We start from the raw sequence: 17,301 nt of genomic DNA, 5'->3' as shown, positions 1-17,301 counted from the left end.
CGTCGTCTACTGCGTCGTACTGAAGCGTGCTCGCTCGGAACTCGAACGCTTCGGACAACACGTACCGTTCGTACGGCGTAGGGCTATCCGAGGGAAGTTCAAACTCGCACTCGACACGCCCGTTGACCGCCGAGAGTGAGACTTTGTTCCGGTAGAACGTTGCGCTTCGCTTGTCGTAGAGCATGCTCCACGACGTGAACTCTGGTTGACTCACTCGCTTTCCGTTTTTCCACCGTTCGACGCATCCTTTGACGGCTTGGACGCCACGTCGAATCGCCTCTTGAACGAGGTTGGCGGTGAGATCGGTTTCCTCACGGAGCTCGTCGTAGAGCGCGTCCCGTGCGGTTGTGTTGGTCGTAACGCACTCGGTATAGGAGCGATCGGACCAGCAGAACTCGGCGGCGCGGTTGGCGCAGTGAAGGAATTGCCGGGCGGATTCGTGGAGGTCGTCGCGCCGCTCGTCGGGAACGGCGAGTTTGACAGGGGCGGTACGTCGGACCTCCATATTTCAGATGTAGTGTTACCGGTTCTTAAATATTCGGGAGTCAGGCGGTTGCAGTACGCCGGTTGTATCGTACCATGTCGGTTTCCTCTCCGACCTACTCGCTCACTCCGTTCGCTCCTTGAGGCCGGAGGCTCCACCTCGATAATGCTGAAGCGACGCACCGCCGTCGGGTCTCCGCTGTCCGCTTGGTGTTGAATTCCGCCGTTCCGGCCCCGATCCCGTGCCAGATCCACCGCCGTGCGAAACACATCGGTGCGCCGGGCCGGAGATGTACTGTCTGCGACACGAGGCTTTTTGCCGGGCGAGAGGGATCTTCAAAGCGACAATCCATGCCTCCAGACCGGTCTGTCGGGATCCCTTGGACGTCTGTGGCTTTCCAGACGATACTCGCCTGTTCGCTCATCGGCGTGATGGGCGTCCCGATCGTCAGTCCCATCCTTCCGACTCTGCGGACCGTATTCGGCATCTCCGACGCGCAGGCCGGGCTGATCATCACAGCCTACACGCTCCCGGGCGTGTTTCTCACGCCGTTTATCGGGCTGTTTTCCGACCACTTCGGCCGCCGTCCCGTCGTCTTGCCGCTGCTTTTTCTCTTCGGCCTGTCCGGAGCGGCTATCGGCTTCGCTCCGGCCTTCGAAGTCGTGTTGCTCCTCCGACTTCTGCAGGGGGTCGGCGCGAGCGGCCTGATGGTGCTTGCGATAACGCTCATCGGTGACTTTTACGACGGCGCACAGCGCCACGCGGTCATCGGTGTCAACGGGAGCGCGATCGGTATCGGCGCTGCGACGTACCCGCTCATCGGCGGAGCCCTCGCCTCGGTCAGTTGGAACGTCCCCTTCGCGTTCTTCGGAATCAGTCTCCTCGTGGGCGTCGTCGCGCTGTTTTCGCTGAGCGAGCCGTCGATCGACGATCCGCCGTCGCTCCGGGAATACGCGGACCGGATCGCGTCTGCGGTGCTCATGCCGCGAGCGCTCGGCCTGTGGGTGGCGGCGTTCTGTACGTTCTTCCTGTTTTACGGGGGCGTGCTCACGTCTCTCTCGCTTCTGTTGAGCGACGTTCACGGGCTCAGCGCCGCTGAGATTGGAGTGCTGTTCAGCATGGTCTCGTTGGCCAACGCTACCATGGCGTCCCAGTACGGACGGGTGTCGAAGTTGCTTCCTGCGAGGCAACTGATCGCAGTCGGGTTCGTTGGCTTCGGCGTCAGCCTGTTCGGCGTCTGGGCCGCCACGACACCGGTTACGATCGGGGTTCTCCTCGTCTGTTTCGGACTCGGCTTCGGCGTCGTGATGCCGACTCTCGACACGACGACCGCCGGACTCGTCCCCGGTCACCTACGGGCGAGCATGCTCGGCGTGTTGACGAGCATGCTCTGGCTGGGCCAGACCGTTGGCCCGGTGGCGTTCACCGGCATCGCTCAGACTGCGTTCGACAGTACCACCGCAGGCTACCGGTTCCTGTTGCTGTTCTTCGGCACCAGCGCGGCGCTCGGTGGAGTAGCCATCTTGGCGTACTTCCAGTTCATGGCGGAGAGAGATTCTATTCTCCCTTTTGAAGCGTCGTGAGACAACAAATCGAATCGGTTCGGATCGCAGAGCCTGTCGAAGACACGCGAGTACCGACATCTGCGGATTCTACGGATTCTGTCTGAACCAAAGTATTTTGCATTCGCGGCCTCCGCTATTTGATATGTGGTACCCTCACACGAAACGGAAGCTCACAGTCCGAGCGCGTAGTCGACCGACCGAAAGCCGCGGGATCGGCGCTGCCGACCCGGTTGTCACCGATGACTGAGTCGGTCGATACGCTCGTTCGCGGGACCGTCGTCAACGTCCACACGGGACGGCTTGAGGAGGGAGCCGTCGCCGTCGACGACGGCGAGATCGTCGCGTTAGAGGAGCGTCCGGCCGCCCGCACGCTCGACGCGGGCTACGTCGCGCCGGGACTCATCGACGCCCACATGCACGTCGAATCGAGCATGGTGACGCTCCCGGAGTACGGCGACGCGGTTCTCCCTCGCGGGGTGACGAGCGTCGTTCACGACCCGCACGAGATCGCGAACGTTCTGGGAGAGGCCGGTGTTCGGGCAGTCGTTCACGACGCGGACCACACGCCGCTGAAAGCCCGCTTTACCGTTCCGTCCAGCGTTCCGGCCTCGTCGCTGCAACAGGCCGGTGCGACGCTGGACGCGGAGACCGTGGCGTCGCTGCTCGAACTCGACTCCGTCGTCGCGCTTGGTGAGGTGATGGATATTCCGGGGGTGCTGGCCGGCGACGATGAGGTACACGAGAAGATCGCGGCCGCTCGGGAACGAGGCCTCCCGGTAGACGGCCACATGCCCGGCGTCGACGGGGCGGCGCTCCACGAAGTCGCTCGGTATCTCGACACCGATCACGAGAGCGTCACCCTCGCGGAAGCGCGAGCCAAAGCGGATCTCGGTATTCGGGTCTATCTCCGCGAGGGCTCTTCGAGCCGGAACCTAGCCGACCTCCTGCCACTGACTGACGCCGTCGACACGCGTCACCTCTCGTTGTGTACCGACGACAGGGAGGTGACCGATATCGTCGATCGGGGAGGCGTCGACTTCGCGGTGAAAAAGGCGATCGACGAGGGGGCCGATCCCGTTGAGGCGGTCCAGATGGCAACGCTGAACACGGCCGAAAGCTACGACCTGCCGTTCGGACGGATCAAGCCCGGGGCACCGGCCGACCTCGTGTTGCTCGACGAGTTGGAGTCGTGGGACGTCGCCCACGTGATGGTCGACGGCGAACTGGATCCGACGGCCGACGACCGACCCGAATCGACGGAGCTCGCGACCGACACCGTCACCTTCGATCCGGTGTCGGGCGAGGACCTCGCGATCGCGGCCGCCGACGGGACGGGCGAGACCGTTCGCGTCCGCGTCATCGACGCCGTCGGCGGATTGCAGACCGATCCCATGGAGGCCGACGTGCCGGTCGAAGCGGACACGCTGGTACCGGCGGACGACGGAGACATCCTGTCGCTCGCCGTCATCGAGCGTCACGGTCGGGGCGGCGGGATCGGACGCGGATTCGTCCACGGTCTCGGCCTCCGCCGCGGAGCCGTCGGCTCTACCGTCGCCCACGACGCGCACAACTGCGTGGTCGCGGGCGCGGACCGCGACGCCATGGCCCGGGTGGCAAATCACCTCCGTGACATTGGTGGGGGCATCGCCGTCCTCGATCCGGCCACCGAGGAGATGGCGTCGCTCCCGCTTCCCGTCGCGGGGCTCATGTCGGAAGAGCCGATCGAGACGGTGTACGAACAGTACGAGCGCGTCGAGGCGCTCGCGACCGAACTCGGTCTGGTGGCTAACGGTCTGATGGAGCTGTCTTTCCTCGCGCTGGAGGTCATCCCGACCTACCGGCTGACGAACAACGGTCTCGTCGATGTCGAGATGGGCGAGCACGTTGACGTCGTTCTGTCCTGACTACCACTCGACGAGCGTCTGTCTCGAAATCGCCGGCGAAGAGAATGGAACGAACGACCGCGTCAGTCGTCGTCGAGCGCGGCCGAGATCTTCTCCGGGGTGATCGGCATGTCGCCGATACGGACGCCGACGGCGCGGCGGACGGCGTTGCTCAGCGCCGGTGGCACGCCGTTGACCGGTATCTCTGCGACCGATTTCGCCCCGAAGGGGCCGGTCGGTTCGTGCGTCTCGACGATGATGGGAGTCAGCGGGGGCTGATCGCCCGTGGTCGGCATATCGTAGTCTCGGAAGCCGAGCACTTCGGGCTGTCCGTCCGCGTCGAACGTGATTCCGTCGCCGGTCGCCAGCTCGTAGCTCATGTGTAGTGCACCCTCGATCTGGCCCTCCACGAGGTCGGGGTTGAGCGCGACACCGCAGTCGACGGCGTACACCATGTTGTGAACGTCGAACTCGCCGGTCTCCTCGTTCACCGTCACGTCGACGAACTGCGCGCCGAAGGGCGGCGGTGACTCCTCCGTGCAGTGGCTCGCATCGCCCATCACGTGGGCGCGCACCTCGTCACCGTACATCGACTCGTAGCCGATCTCCTCGAGCGAGACCGACTCGCCGGTGGCCTCCGAGACGACCGCCCCGTCGTCGACGGCGAGCGCCGACTCGGGCTCGTCGAGCAGCCGCGAGGCGAACTCGAACAGCATCTCGCGGGCCTCTTCTGCGGCCTTCTTGACGGCCTGCCCGGTAATGTAGGTCGTCGAGGAGGCGTACGCGCCGTAGTCGAACGGCGAGATATCGGTGTCCGACGGCTGGACGAGCACGTCCTCGGGCCGCGCGCCGAGCACTTCGGCCGCGATCTGCGCCATCACGGTGTCGGCCCCCGGCCCGATGTCGACCGCACCGGTCTGGAGGATGAAGGAGCCGTCCTCGTTCATCTTGATGTGTGCCGCGCCGAGTTCGTCGCCGGGGACGCCGCTGCTCTGGATGGTGAGCGCCATGCCACAGGCCCGGTGGAGATGGCCCTCGTCGGGCTGCTCGATGTCGTCCCAGCCGATCGCCGCCCGGCCCTCGGCGATGCATTCGTCAAGGCCACACGAGCGGATGCGCCGACCGTACTCCTTGTCCTTGAGGATGCCGGACGCCACGTCGAGGTCGCCCTCGGAGATGACGTTCCGCGAGCGGAGCTCGACGGGGTCGAGATCGAGTTCGTGCGCGACCTCGTCCATGTGCCCCTCGACGGCGAGGTGGCCCTGCGGAGCGCCGTAGCCCCGGAAGGCACCCGCGACGGGCAAGTTGGTGTGGACGGCGGTCGCCTCGAAGCGGATGTTCGGGGTGTGCGTGTACAGCGGCAGCGGCTTCTTGCCGACGGCGCTGGCGACGGTCATCCCGTGGGGACCGTACGCGCCCGAGTTCGTGACGGCTTCCATATCCAGCGCTTCGAGATCACCGTCCTCGGTTACGACGCTCCGAAGCCTGACGCGCGCGGGCCGGCGGTTACGAAGCGCGTGGAACTCCTCGCGTCGCGTCGTCTCGACTCTCACCGGTCGGTCGGCCGCTTCCGCGAGCGCCATCGCGATCGGCTCGGTCAACATCCCCTGTTTCGATCCGAACCCGGCTCCGATCCGCGGTTTCGACACTTGGATATCGCGGATCGGCACGTCGAAGAGGTGCGAGAGCTGTCGGCGCGTGTGGTAGGGCACCTGCGTGCTGGAGATGAGGTGATGCCGGTTGTCCTCGTCGCGGTGAGCGATGGTCGTGTGCGGTTCGGGAACGCAGTGCGACTGGTAGGGCGTTTCCCACTCAGTCTCAGTCACGGTGAGATCCTCGCGATCCTCCGCCTTCGCGAAGGCCGCGTCCACGTCGCCGATCTCGCCCGTCATGTGCGCCTCGATGTTCCGCTCGTAGCTCTCGCCCGGCTGGCGGTTTTCCACGTCGTCGGCGTCGTGGATCTGCGGCGCGTCCGGCTTCATCGCCTCGGCGGTGTCGAAGACGGCGTCGTACTCCTCGTAGGTCACGTCGACCTTGCGCGCGGCCTTGCTCGCGATGTCTTTGTCCTCGGCGGCAACGGCGGCGATGGGATCGCCGACGAAGCGAACCCTCTCACGGAGCACTCGGAGGTCCCACGGAGAGGGCTCCGGGTAGGACTGTCCGGCGGAGGTGTAGGGTTTATCCGGCACCTCGGGAGAGTCCGGCGTGACGACGGCGTAGACGCCGTCCATCGCTTCGGCCGCGCTCGTGTCGATATCCGTGACGACGCCGTGCGCGATATCGGATCGGACGACCTTCGCCTCGGCGAGGTCGGGGAACTCTCGGGCGTAATCGGCGGTGTACTTGGCCTCTCCGGTGACGATCTTCTTGGCATCGTCCTTCTCCTCGCGCTTCGAAACCGTCCGACGCTCGTCCGGTGACTTCTGGTTGTTCGGTGCCTCGTCCCACTCCATCGGATTGGTCGCTTCGACCTTTGCGGTGTCGGTGGTCTCTTCGTCCGGCATCGCTTCGTCGGGTTTGCTCATTCGCCGTCACCCCCGTCGAGACAGTCACACCCAGAACAGGCGGCGTCGGCGGGGACGCGGCCGCCGTCGGCCGCCACGTCAGACTCACCCGTCATGCGCGCCGAGGCGTCCTGCACGGCGTCGATGATCTTCTCGTAGCCCGTGCACCGACATAGGTTCTCCGAGAGAGCGTCGCGGATCTCGGCCTCGTCGGGGTCCGGATTCTCTTCCAGTAACGCCTTCGAGCGCATGATCATACCCGGGATACAGAAGCCACACTGGAGCGCGGCGTTGTCGACGAATGCCGACTGTACCGGCGACAGATCATCTTGCGTACCGAGGTTCTCGATCGTTTCGACATCGGCCCCGTCAAGCTGGCCGGCGGGTCGGATGCAGGATTTGACCGGATCGCCGTCGACGGTCACAGTACAGAATCCGCAGTTACCGGTGTCACAACCACGTTTTGCGCCGGTGTATCCGTTGTCTCGGAGGACGTCGAGCAGGGTGTCTGAGCGTGCGGCCTCGAACGTTACGTCGTCGTCGTTCAGCGTGAGATTAACTTCCATGCGTATCTCCGTTGTATCGTACTCGTGAATGTCTGCTGTCGCCGGGCGAAACGCCGCATTGCTGATTCCCGCGACGTGGGATGCGGACGAGATCTGACCGAACAGGTGCTCCCGATTTCCCGATGCCCGGCATGCTAATTCATCCCATGAGTTATGAATTCCGACGAGGAGTTAAAATTTTCTATCAATCGCTCGACCTTCGACGGCCGTCGGTGTCTCGAACCGCCTGATATCGGATCGGTTCGCGAACTTGTCGCTCGCGATTACGATCTCGTCGTTCATGATCACGATCTCGCCGCTCACGACGCGCCGAGGTATTCGCCCACGACGTGTGTGTCTCGCGACCGCACCCGTGATCCGTCTTCGACAGTCTCGGGCCACGAGGCGCACTGCGGTATCGTTGTGACGCACGAAGGCGAGAGCGTTGGCAGACAGTCATAGGCATTTATTATCTGTCCGTACGAACTCATCCGACATGGAATCCGTACCACAGAGCCGACAGAGCGACGAGTCACCGGCTTACGGCTGTCTCTTCGACGGAGAACGCAGCCGATCCGATCGAGACCGATGACGGACGTACTGATCACCAACGGAACGATTGTCACGCAGAACGCGGAGCGCGAAGTCATTGATGACGGTGCCGTGGCCGTCGAAGACGAGCGCATCTCGGCGGTCGGCTCGGCCGAGCGTCTCGAAGCCGAGTTGGATCCGGACCGGATCGTCGACGCCGACGGCGGTGCGGTGATCCCCGGTCTGATCAACGGGCACACCCACGTTTCCGACATCTTCCTTCGTGGAGCGTTCAACGAAGACCGGGGACTGTACGACTGGCTGTTCAACGTCAAACAGCCCGGACTCTCCGTGATGGACGCCGACGAGCACGCGCTCGCCGCACGGTTGTACTGCGTCGAGGCGGTTCGATCGGGGACGACCACCTTCGTCGAGAACGCGACGGCACTCGATTGGAGCGATCTCGACCCGACACGCGAGAAGCTCGACGTGTACGACCGGATCGGTATACGGAACGTCTTTGGTGCCGGGATCAGGGACCGCTCGCCCGACGCGGAGTTCCGACAACTGTTCGAGGAAATCACCGGTCGTGACGGCGAGTCCGTCCATCCGGGGCCGGACGCGCTCATCGTGGACACCGACGAGGGGTTATCGGACGTCGAGTCTCTCATCGACCGGTATCACGAACCGAACGGCCGCCAGTCGATCTGGCCCGCCCCGGCGACGGTAGCCACGACGACCCCGGATATGCTCCGCGGGGCGTACCGCCTCGCGGAGGAGCACGACGTGATGACGACGGCCCACGTCGCGGAGGCCGAAGCCGAGGTGAGAGAGCGAGGAGCGATGTCCAGTATCGAATATCTCCGCAACGTCGGCTATTTGGGCGACCGCGCGCTGCTCGGTCATTGCGTCCAGACGAACGACCGAGACGTACGGCTTCTCGCGGAGACGAATACGCCGGTGGTGCACAATTTCCGGGCGAACATGCGACTCGCGACTGGGTTCGCCCCAGTCACCGAGATGCTCGGGCGCGGCGTCACGGTGAGCGTCGGCACGGACAACGCGATCTTGAACGATACGGTGAATCCGCTTTCGGACGCCCGCGCCGTTGCGAACGCACACAAGGGACATCAACGCGACGCCGGGGTCATTCCCGCGCAGACGGCGTTCGATATGGTGACGCGGGACGCCGCGGAAGCGATCGGACACGCCGAGTCCATCGGCTCGCTGGAACCCGGAAAGCAGGCCGATCTCGCGGTAGTCGATCTCGAACGGCCACACCTCACGCCCGCGCCCGATCCGGTGTACGCCCTCGTGTACGGTTTCCAAGGAAACGAAGTCGAGACGGTGCTGTGTGCAGGCGAGATCGTGATGAAAAATCGAGAGATACGGACGCTGGACGAACCACTCTCCGAACTCCTTCAGACGGCCGAACGCACCGCAGCCAGCATCGTTCGACGGGCTCACCTCGACTGACTAGGCGTCGTCGATCCGAGAGTGCCGCCGACGTTTGCAAGCGGGCTACTCGTCGACACCGCGGTAGACCCGCGTTTCGCCCTCGTCTGTGTCCATGTGCCTACCAGCAGATATTCGTGAAATAGAAACAACGCACACTCATCGATTGACACTCGCGAGTTTCGACTGACCGATCTGCTGAATCGCGCGGAGTACTGAAGCCGATCCGAATATCTCCGAGGTGGTACCGCGGAACCGGTGATGTCGAATGTTTCCGTTCGCATTTAACAAATTCCGATATCACTCACAAAATCGCTACGGTGAACAATTTTCTCCGAATACATCTCCTATCCATCGTTTTTCGGCGTTGAGTGTGCGTGTACTGAGAATCCGTTCAATTCGACGAGACTGCGTCACTCTCTGAGCGGTTTCAGTTCACAAACGTGGACGGCGGTCCGTTTCTCGTCACGCTGTCTCTCAGACGGCAACGACACCACATATAAACTGTATCTCAGTTCGATACCAGACAGAACGGTCGATCGACTCGGCGGCCTGCCAGAAACGCTTATCGATAGAAAGTGTTACAAGTATAGTATTGTAACGTCCTGCTGCGGGATGAACTCGTGTTCCCCGAGGCACTGGCAGTCACGCCGGTATCACACGGATCGTGTTTCCACCGGTCGATCGAGTTCGTTCGATACTGTTCGTCAAATACGAACATTAGAGAAAATCGATCGTGGATACCGGTACTGATTATGAGGTAACCGCTCGCCTCCTCGTAGGCGGACGTGTCGAACTCGTGGTAGCCAGTGAGGATATCGTGAATCTATCGACGGTGCGATGAACGGGTACCTTTCGACGCGTACGATTAGCAACCCGTTTCTGTTCGGTACCGTACTTTTATATTGTGTGCGAATGTCCCCCTATGAGGCGTATGAACGTAACAGACGCGATAGCGGATATCTTAGCACGAGAAGGAGTTGAACATCTGATCGGATTCCCGAGCAATCCGCTCTTTGACGACAACGCTGCAGCGGAGGCCGGTATCCGGCCGATCGTGGTCCGCCAAGAGCGGACGGGTGCACACATGCTAGACGGCATCGCTCGCGTCACCTCCGGCGAACAGGTGGGAGCGTTCGCCTGCCAGCACGGCCCCGGAACGGAGAATTCGGTCGGCGGGATCGCACAGGCGTACGCGGAATCGGCTCCGTTCGTCGCGATCCCGGCCGGTTATTCGCGAGCGAAGACGAACACGGATCCCAAGTTTAGTTCACTGATCAATTATCAACACGTCACCAAGACCGCAGAACAGCTGACGGATCCGGAATCCGTCGACGAGATGTTCCGCCGCGCGTTCCAAGCGGCTCGAAACGGTCGACAGCGACCGTCTCTCGTCGAGGTTCCGAAGGACGTGTTCCGCGAGGAGATCGACGAAGTCGAGTACACGCCAACGTCGTCTGCCCGGTCAGCCCCAGATCCGAACGCGATCCCCGAGATCGTCGACGTGCTCCTCGACGCCGACGATCCCGTGATCAACGCGGGACAGGGCGTCCACTACGCCGAGGCGTGGGATGAACTGCAGGAACTCGCAGAACTGCTCGAAGCACCAGTCGCGACGACGCTGAACGGAAAGAGTGCCTTCCCGGAAGACCATCCACTGTCGCTCGGTGCTGGCAGCAAGAGCGAGCCGCGAGCCCTGAATCGCTTCCTCGAACGAGCCGATGCGGTCTTCGGTATCGGCTGTAGCTTCACCACAACGGCGTACGGTATCACGATGCCTGACGGGAAGACGGTGATACACTCGACACTGGACGCCGGTGACATCGACAAGGATGTCGAGTCCGACTACAGCCTCGTCGGTGACGCCAAGCTGACGTTGGCAGCGATCGTCGACGAGGTGCGTGATCGGCTCGACGACGATTCACGTGGCCGGTTCGACGACGTGGCCGACGAGATCGCCGCGATCGACGAGGCGTGGCTCGGCGACTGGGAGGACAAGCTGACAGCAGACGAGACACCGATCAATCCGTACCGGGTCGTGTACGAACTCGATCGGGTCCTCGATAAGGGCGAAGTCATCGCGACGGCTGACGCCGGAAATGCCCGCGATTTCATGGCACCGTTTTTCGAGGTGACGGAACCACTGTCGTACGTCGGCTGGGGCAAGACCACGCAACTGGGATACGGACTCGGTCTGATGATGGGTGCGAAGCTCGCGCATCCCGAGAAGACGTGCGTTCACGTCATGGGCGACGGTGCCATCGGCATGACCGGGATGGACTTCGAGACGGCCGCCCGCGAGGATATTCCCGTCCTCGAAATCGTCCTCAACAACTTCGAGATGGCGAGCTACGACACGCCGTTCTCCGGTCACTACGCGGACTTCGCGGAGTCGATGGGCGGCTACGGGGAACGGGTCGAGGACCCGAATACCGTGGCAGAAGCCATCCAGCGCGGCGTCGAAAAAACCAAGGCGGGAACGCCGGTCCTCCTCGAGTTCCTCACCTCGAAGGAGACCGCGCTCTCTCGTCCAGATCTCGACTGATCGTCCGTGGATCTCACAGCTCTCACACCGACCAGTTCGGACGAGACCGAGCAACGAACTCGCCGTGACCGGGGTCGCCGACGATTGACCCGTCCTCGGCTACCGTCTCACCGCGAACGAGCGTTCGCGTGACCTGCCCGGTGACCTCACGGCCCTCGTAGATCGAGTAGTCCGCCCGCGACGCGTTCGTCTCCGCGCTGATCGTCCACGACTCGTCCGGATCGAAGAGAACGATGTCGGCGTCGGTTCCCGGATCCAATGTGCCTTTGCTCTCCAGTCCAAACGTCTCTGCCGGCGCAGTACACATCTTCCGAACGAGGAAGGGATACGAGAATCCCCGTTCGTTGACCGCAACGTCGTGGAACACGGGAAGACTTCGCTGGACGCTGTTCGCGCCGAACGGACCGTCCCACCAGTGACCGGCCGTTTTCGCCTCCTGTGTCTGCGCGACATGATCCGTCGACACGACCGAGAGGGTATCGGTGGCCAACGCCTCGAACAGTGCGTCGACATCACGCTCACCTCGGATCGGCGGCGCGATCACCGGGAGCTGTCCCTGTGTCTCGTAGACATCGTCTGTGAGGGTAGTGTAGTGGGTACAGGTCTCGGCCCGAATGAGGCTCCCGTCTTCGATGTACCGTTCGAACACGTCCGCGGACTTCGCACACGACGTATGAACGCCGTAATACTTCGCACCGATCTCCCGGGCGTACCGCGCGAGCGTCTCGGCCGCGGTCGCCTCGGTGTAGTCCGGACGGGCCAGCGGGTACCACGACGGATCGGACCGCTCGTGTCGCTTGAGCGTCTCCGTCAGCCGCTCGCATGTGTCCCCCTCTTCGGTGTGGCCGATCGTGACGGCCCCGAGGTCCGACGCTGCGTCCATGACCTCGTGGATGAATCCGTTCGAGAGGCCGAACTCGTACGCGGTGTACACCTTGAACGACGTGATCCCCTCGTCCACCAGCGACGACATCTCGTCGAATATCTCGGACCGCTCGCTCAGTATCCCACCGTGTAACCCGAAGTCGATCAGTGCTTCGCCCGCGTTCGACCGTTTCGCTTCGACGCCCTCGGAGAGCCGTGTCGGTTCGTCCCACCGGCTCTCTTCGCCGACGTAGCCCTGCCAGGCGAAGTCGATGAACGTCGTCACGCCCCCCAGAGCCGCCGCGCTCGTCGCCGTCTGGTACGTATCGAGCGACACGTGATCGTCGATGTGGACGTGTGGATCGACGACGCCCGGAAGCACCAACTGTCCGGACGCGTCTATCGTCTCCGCCGCATCGGGAAGCGACCCCTCTACACCAACCTCGACGATAGTCCCGTCGTCGATCGCGAGGCCGGCGTCAACGGTACCGTCGGCGGTGACGAGCGTGCCGCCGGTAATGACGCTGTCTACTACCATCAGTTGAGTGTTGTCAAGCGGCGTAATAACACTTCTCCCGAGCTGCCGATCCACCGCGATGTCAACGCCGGGACTAGCTCCTTAGATCACGCACTGCCGTCAATACATCTTCGGCGTGTCCGTCAGGATCGACGGTAGCGTACCGCCGTCGGACTTCTCCGTCGTCGACGACGAACGTCACTCGATCGGCGGTTCCGCCGTCGGTACTCACACCGAACGCGGCAGCGATCTCACCCTCGGGATCCGCAAGCAGATCGAAATCGAGATCGTACTTCTCGTGGAACCGCTGATGGCTCTCGACAGTGTCCGTCGACACGCCGAAGACGTCGACTCCCTCATCGAGGTACGCTTCGAACGACTCGTCGAACTGTTCCGCTTCGACGGAGCAGCCGGGCGTGTCGTCCTTCGGATAGAAGTAGACGACAGTCGGTGTGGAGAAGTTGGGCGTAATACTCTCTCCGTCTTGGTTAGCTGCCGAAACGGTTGGTACTGGTTCGCCTTGTTCGATCATGTGCGATTGTCGCCGTGGCCGGCACTTAATGTTTTCTGGTATTTTGCGGGTCGCGTTAAGTTAGTGGGGAGTTCGGTCGCCATCTGGCGATTTGAAGCAAGTCTAAGACGAGATCTCGTTCAGAACGGATCTACTGAACGGCCAGTTTTTGACGGCCTCTACGAAATTGTTGTTTCTCTGATGATTATGAAGGGATAAACAGCGTATCATCAATTGGGTCGATCAGCTCGCTGTCCGCGAATTCTGCTTAACTTAACGCGACCATTTTGCGAGCCGCGGTACGATTAGGGATGAGGAGGGGACGTTTTCTGAGTGCGTATGACATTCCTCGTCTGTAGGAGATCGTATGTTGTCCCACATCTCGATATCGCAGGTACTAACTTCGCTATCTGAGACACGAACTCCTATGAGCGCGTATTCTCCTTCGGAAATCTGTGAGATGAGCGGTGTAGAGCAGATCGCGGCAATAAAACAGGGACTAATTACTCCTGTTGACGCTGTGGAGGCTTCTCTCGCTCGAATAGACGAAGTTGACGGGGAGATCAACGCATTCGCCACGCTCGACGAGGAGAGAGCGATCGAAACTGCTCGCGAGGTTACAGAGACGATTGAATCAGGTGGAGATCCGGGTCCGCTGTACGGCGTCCCCGTTGCGATAAAAGATCTCATCATGACCGAAGGTATTCGGACCACCTTCGGCTCGGTCATCTATTCGGATTTCATACCGGAGCGTGACAGCGTAGTCGTAGAGCGGATACGAAACGCCGGAGGTGTAATACTCGGGAAAACGAACGTGTCCGAGTTCGGATTTCGGGCCGTGACAGATAACAAAATATTCGGCGAAACGGTAAATCCCGTGGATACAGACCTTACACCCGCCGGTTCAAGCGGTGGTTCTGCAGCAGCAGTAACATCAAACATGGTTCCTTTCGCGATAGGATCGGACGGCGGTGGTTCGGTCCGCCTGCCGGCGAGCTTCTGTGGCCTTTGCGGAATTAAGGCCTCATTCGGGAGAGTACCGATATATCCGGAACATCGCGACCCGGAATTGGCGGGAGCGAATGGATGGGGGTCTGTCGAACACATCGGACCGATAACGCGGACGGTGGAAGATGCAGCGCTCCTCTTGGACGTGATGGCCGGCTCTCACCCGATGGACCGCCATTCGATTCCGAAGGTCGAACCGAGCTATCGAGCTAAAACGGACACGCCCTCCGTGTCAGACCTATCTGTTGCGTATTCCCCCGACTTGGGATATGCAGCTGTCAATCCAGAAATCGGAGAGCAAACGGCCGCTGCGGCAGATCTGTTCGAATCCGAACTCGGATGTGACGTATCGAGAGACGGGCCCGAACTATCTGATTATCAAGATGTCTTCGAAAAGATCGTCGCCAACACGACCGATCTGATCGGACTCCGAAAGCAATTGTACGAGTTCGGATCGCAAATCGATTCAGATATCGTTGGAATGTTGGAGACGGAGTGGACTGCAACCGACTTCACGGAGGGTGTGAAAGGAAGACAGCGACTCAACAAGAAATTCCGCCAATTCATGCAGCAGTACGACGTGCTCCTAACGCCAACTGCCGCTGTCCCGCCGTTTCCGATCGGAGAGAGTGCACCGACGCAGATCGCTGGTCGATCCGTATCGGAGAGCCACTGGCAGTCGTTTACCTATCCGTTCAATCTAACCGGCCATCCAGCCGCAACGATTCCCGTTGGACGCACACGGGATAATAAACCAATTGGACTACAAATCGTCGGTTCACACTTGGACGACGCGACCGTAATCGAAGCGGCTGCTGCGTATTCCGATGTGTCGTAGCTGTCACAATCTAACAGCGTCCCAAAATGAACGAATAAATAAGATTCTCGAAGTATATAATTTATATGACTGATTTTTGGAATCCGCTAGCTTACTCAGGAAATGCTGACTGACGTGTTTTGGTATTATTCTCGGAGTAACTATTATTTTCTGAAAATACCAAAGTATAATCGTGGGAATGACTAATAGTTCCTATATTTGATATTAATTTACAAGATAAATAACTCTGTTTAAACCTCATACAGAACTCTAGGCCGATACCGAACTCTCGGCTGAGAGAGTTGAGTAGATTTCCGTGGTATCGCTCGCGCGATGGGTTCAGACCGCGGCATGAACGCACGATAGCTGCGCTTGAGCGAACAGAATTACCACAAGAAGATCTCCTCGCCATTTTACGACGTGAACTCGGTGATATCGAACGCACTCAGACGGAGTTGGCTCGGTATGCGTTCGAATTTGTTGAACCAGAAGGCGGTATTAGTCACCACTCTTCGGCTACTATTTATCATATATACAGGTATTACACTTTTTAGATATGAAGACAAAGAATAATTTGGTGGTTGGGAAGTAGAACGCTATTCCGATCGAACCGACGAATCACCGGACGAAAACGAACATGTTCGGTGGTACTATCAGGTGTGAGGAGACCGTACCCAAAGCCATGGGAGCCATCCCGGGTACCATCGAGACGGACCGACAGCCCCCGATGACGGTCCCGTTACGACACTTCGTCGTCTCCCTCGTCTTCCTTGTTGCGGGAATCGGAATTGGGATTGGCCTACGCCTGAACGTCGTTCCCGGACTGGGCAGGCTCGCTCACGTCCACCTTCTGTTGGCAGGATGGATCTGCATTACGATCATGGGAGCGATGACGCAGTTCGTCCCCGTCTGGACGGGAGCGACGTTACACTCGCGGCGTCTTGCGAACGTTCAACTGGGGCTGGTCGTCGCTGGTCTCATCGGGTTCATCGGTGCGTTTCTCCTGATCGAGACGGCGTGGTTGATCCCGTTCGCAGTGCTCATGCTCGTCGGTTTCTGGACCTTCGCGTATAACGTGTTCCGAACGCTCAGGACAGTCGGGGAGTACGACGTAACCGAACGGCACTTCCTCTGTGCACTCTGCTTCTTCCTCGCGTTGACCGTTCTCGGTGTCCTCCTCGCGATCGATTTCACGATCCCGACGTTCTCGCGGGTCGGGGTCGGTCGGTCGGGAGTCGTGGGGGCCCACGCGATCCTCGCGGTCTTCGGTGCGGTTCTCACGACGGTGTACGGGGCGCTGTACCAGCTCGGAACGATGTTCACGCAGACGGAACTACACGGGATCGATCACCGCCTTCGGGCCGTCGAGGAGATCGCGCATCCGACCGGCGTGGTCGTGCTCGCCGTCGGTCGGCTCGTGGCCAACGCCCCCGCTGCGCGGATCGGCGGCCTGTTGATCCTGTTCGCTGCGTCGGCGTTCTGTCTCGTTCTGGCGCGCAAGCTGTACGAAATGCGAGTCGAACGGACACCGATGCACACGCGGTACATCGTCGCGATGGGTGCACTCGCGCTGTGGATCGTCGTCTCAGTGCCGGCGTGGATGTCCGACCCGTTGGCTCGTGAACGGCTGCTCGGCGCGGCGAACGCCAGCCACCTGCTGCTTTTAGGATCTGTCGGATTCGTCGTGGTTGGGACACTCTATCACATCATTCCGTTCGTCATCTGGGTCAACCGGTACAGCGATCTGTTAGGACTGGAAGACGTTCCGATGATCGACGACCTCTACGACGATAGGCTCGCGGCGAGCGACGGGATACTACTCGGGGCCGGAAGCGCGCTGATCGTCGGTTCGAATCTGTTCGAGGTTGCCGGAACGCCGGCGCTTCTCGGTGGAGCGCTGGTGAGTCTCGGCGTCGTCGCGTTCGTGTCCAACATGGCTTTCGTGGTAGTTCGGCACAGTCCCCATTCGATCGATCAGATCGTCTTGGGAGCGTTCTCGCCGCGTCGAGTGCGAGGCCCCGGAGACATGACGGAGGACTGATCTATGCCGGAGGACTGATCTATGCCGGAGG

Annotated in this window: 11 protein-coding genes; 6 read left to right on the top strand and 5 right to left on the bottom strand. The window is 61.0% G+C overall.

Annotation, left to right across the window (positions count from 1 at the left end; translation table 11 throughout):
- The coding region (locus NO887_RS14075) for a nuclease/transposase family protein (RefSeq protein WP_486606388.1) at positions 1-505 on the bottom strand (505 nt) is incomplete at its 3' end.
- A 329-nt stretch (positions 506-834) separates the two neighbouring features.
- Here NO887_RS14075 and NO887_RS14070 point away from each other — a divergent pair.
- Positions 835-2,067: an MFS transporter gene (locus NO887_RS14070; protein WP_256418897.1), complete on the top strand. Its 1,233-nt coding sequence runs from the start codon at positions 835-837 to the stop codon at positions 2,065-2,067.
- Positions 2,068-2,288: 221 nt separating this feature from the next.
- Positions 2,289-3,953 carry an adenine deaminase gene (gene ade, locus NO887_RS14065; protein WP_256418896.1) on the top strand — a complete coding sequence of 555 codons (1,665 nt, stop codon included), beginning with the start codon at positions 2,289-2,291 and terminating at the stop codon, positions 3,951-3,953.
- A gap of 62 nt (positions 3,954-4,015) precedes the next feature.
- Here ade and NO887_RS14060 read toward each other — a convergent pair whose 3' ends face one another.
- Entirely contained in the window at positions 4,016-6,457 is a 2,442-nt protein-coding gene (locus NO887_RS14060) for a xanthine dehydrogenase family protein molybdopterin-binding subunit (protein WP_256418895.1), read from the bottom strand.
- Entirely contained in the window at positions 6,454-7,002 is a 549-nt protein-coding gene (locus tag NO887_RS14055) for a (2Fe-2S)-binding protein (RefSeq protein WP_256418894.1), read from the bottom strand. The genes NO887_RS14060 and NO887_RS14055 overlap by 4 nt, the downstream gene beginning before the upstream one ends.
- Positions 7,003-7,569: 567 nt before the next feature.
- Here NO887_RS14055 and NO887_RS14050 point away from each other — a divergent pair.
- Together NO887_RS14050 and NO887_RS14045 are read left to right on the top strand one after the other, a co-directional pair.
- Entirely contained in the window at positions 7,570-8,988 is a 1,419-nt protein-coding gene (locus NO887_RS14050) for an amidohydrolase family protein (protein WP_256418893.1), read from the top strand.
- Between the two features lie 913 nt (positions 8,989-9,901).
- Positions 9,902-11,512 (top strand): thiamine pyrophosphate-requiring protein, encoded by a 1,611-nt coding sequence (locus NO887_RS14045; RefSeq protein ID WP_256418892.1) that lies wholly within the window; start codon positions 9,902-9,904, stop codon positions 11,510-11,512.
- A gap of 22 nt (positions 11,513-11,534) precedes the next feature.
- Here NO887_RS14045 and NO887_RS14040 read toward each other — a convergent pair whose 3' ends face one another.
- Both NO887_RS14040 and NO887_RS14035 read right to left on the bottom strand, forming a co-directional pair.
- Positions 11,535-12,914, bottom strand: a complete 1,380-nt coding sequence (locus NO887_RS14040) for a dihydroorotase (protein ID WP_256418891.1) — start codon at positions 12,912-12,914, stop codon at positions 11,535-11,537.
- Positions 12,915-12,987: 73 nt separating this feature from the next.
- On the bottom strand, positions 12,988-13,425 hold the full coding sequence (locus NO887_RS14035; protein WP_256418890.1) for a peroxiredoxin: 438 nt from the start codon (positions 13,423-13,425) through the stop codon (positions 12,988-12,990).
- A 406-nt stretch (positions 13,426-13,831) separates the two neighbouring features.
- Between NO887_RS14035 and NO887_RS14030 the strand changes: the two genes are divergently transcribed.
- Together NO887_RS14030 and NO887_RS14025 are read left to right on the top strand one after the other, a co-directional pair.
- On the top strand, positions 13,832-15,250 hold the full coding sequence (locus NO887_RS14030) for an amidase (protein ID WP_256418889.1): 1,419 nt from the start codon (positions 13,832-13,834) through the stop codon (positions 15,248-15,250).
- Positions 15,251-15,911: 661 nt separating this feature from the next.
- A complete protein-coding gene (locus NO887_RS14025) occupies positions 15,912-17,270 on the top strand; it encodes a cbb3-type cytochrome c oxidase subunit I (RefSeq protein WP_256418888.1) in 1,359 nt (452 codons plus the stop codon).
- Positions 17,271-17,301: the final 31 nt, after the last annotated feature.

Origin of the sequence: Halorubrum laminariae, from assembly GCF_024494655.1 — an archaeon.
Taxonomy (GTDB): domain Archaea; phylum Halobacteriota; class Halobacteria; order Halobacteriales; family Haloferacaceae; genus Halorubrum; species Halorubrum laminariae.
Note: the sequence above shows the minus strand (reverse complement) of the source record. Positions and strands in the feature narration are given on the sequence as shown.

Excerpts from the sequence above, each read along its gene's own strand:
- NO887_RS14070 (WP_256418897.1), top strand. The coding sequence starts at position 835 with ATGCCTCCAGACCGGTCTGTCGGGATCCCTTGGACGTCTGTGGCTTTC.
- ade (WP_256418896.1), top strand. The coding sequence starts at position 2,289 with ATGACTGAGTCGGTCGATACGCTCGTTCGCGGGACCGTCGTCAACGTC.
- NO887_RS14060 (WP_256418895.1), bottom strand. The coding sequence starts at position 6,457 with ATGAGCAAACCCGACGAAGCGATGCCGGACGAAGAGACCACCGACACC.
- NO887_RS14055 (WP_256418894.1), bottom strand. The coding sequence starts at position 7,002 with ATGGAAGTTAATCTCACGCTGAACGACGACGACGTAACGTTCGAGGCC.
- NO887_RS14050 (WP_256418893.1), top strand. The coding sequence starts at position 7,570 with ATGACGGACGTACTGATCACCAACGGAACGATTGTCACGCAGAACGCG.
- NO887_RS14045 (WP_256418892.1), top strand. The coding sequence starts at position 9,902 with ATGAACGTAACAGACGCGATAGCGGATATCTTAGCACGAGAAGGAGTT.
- NO887_RS14040 (WP_256418891.1), bottom strand. The coding sequence starts at position 12,914 with ATGGTAGTAGACAGCGTCATTACCGGCGGCACGCTCGTCACCGCCGAC.
- NO887_RS14035 (WP_256418890.1), bottom strand. The coding sequence starts at position 13,425 with ATGATCGAACAAGGCGAACCAGTACCAACCGTTTCGGCAGCTAACCAA.
- NO887_RS14030 (WP_256418889.1), top strand. The coding sequence starts at position 13,832 with ATGAGCGCGTATTCTCCTTCGGAAATCTGTGAGATGAGCGGTGTAGAG.
- NO887_RS14025 (WP_256418888.1), top strand. The coding sequence starts at position 15,912 with ATGGGAGCCATCCCGGGTACCATCGAGACGGACCGACAGCCCCCGATG.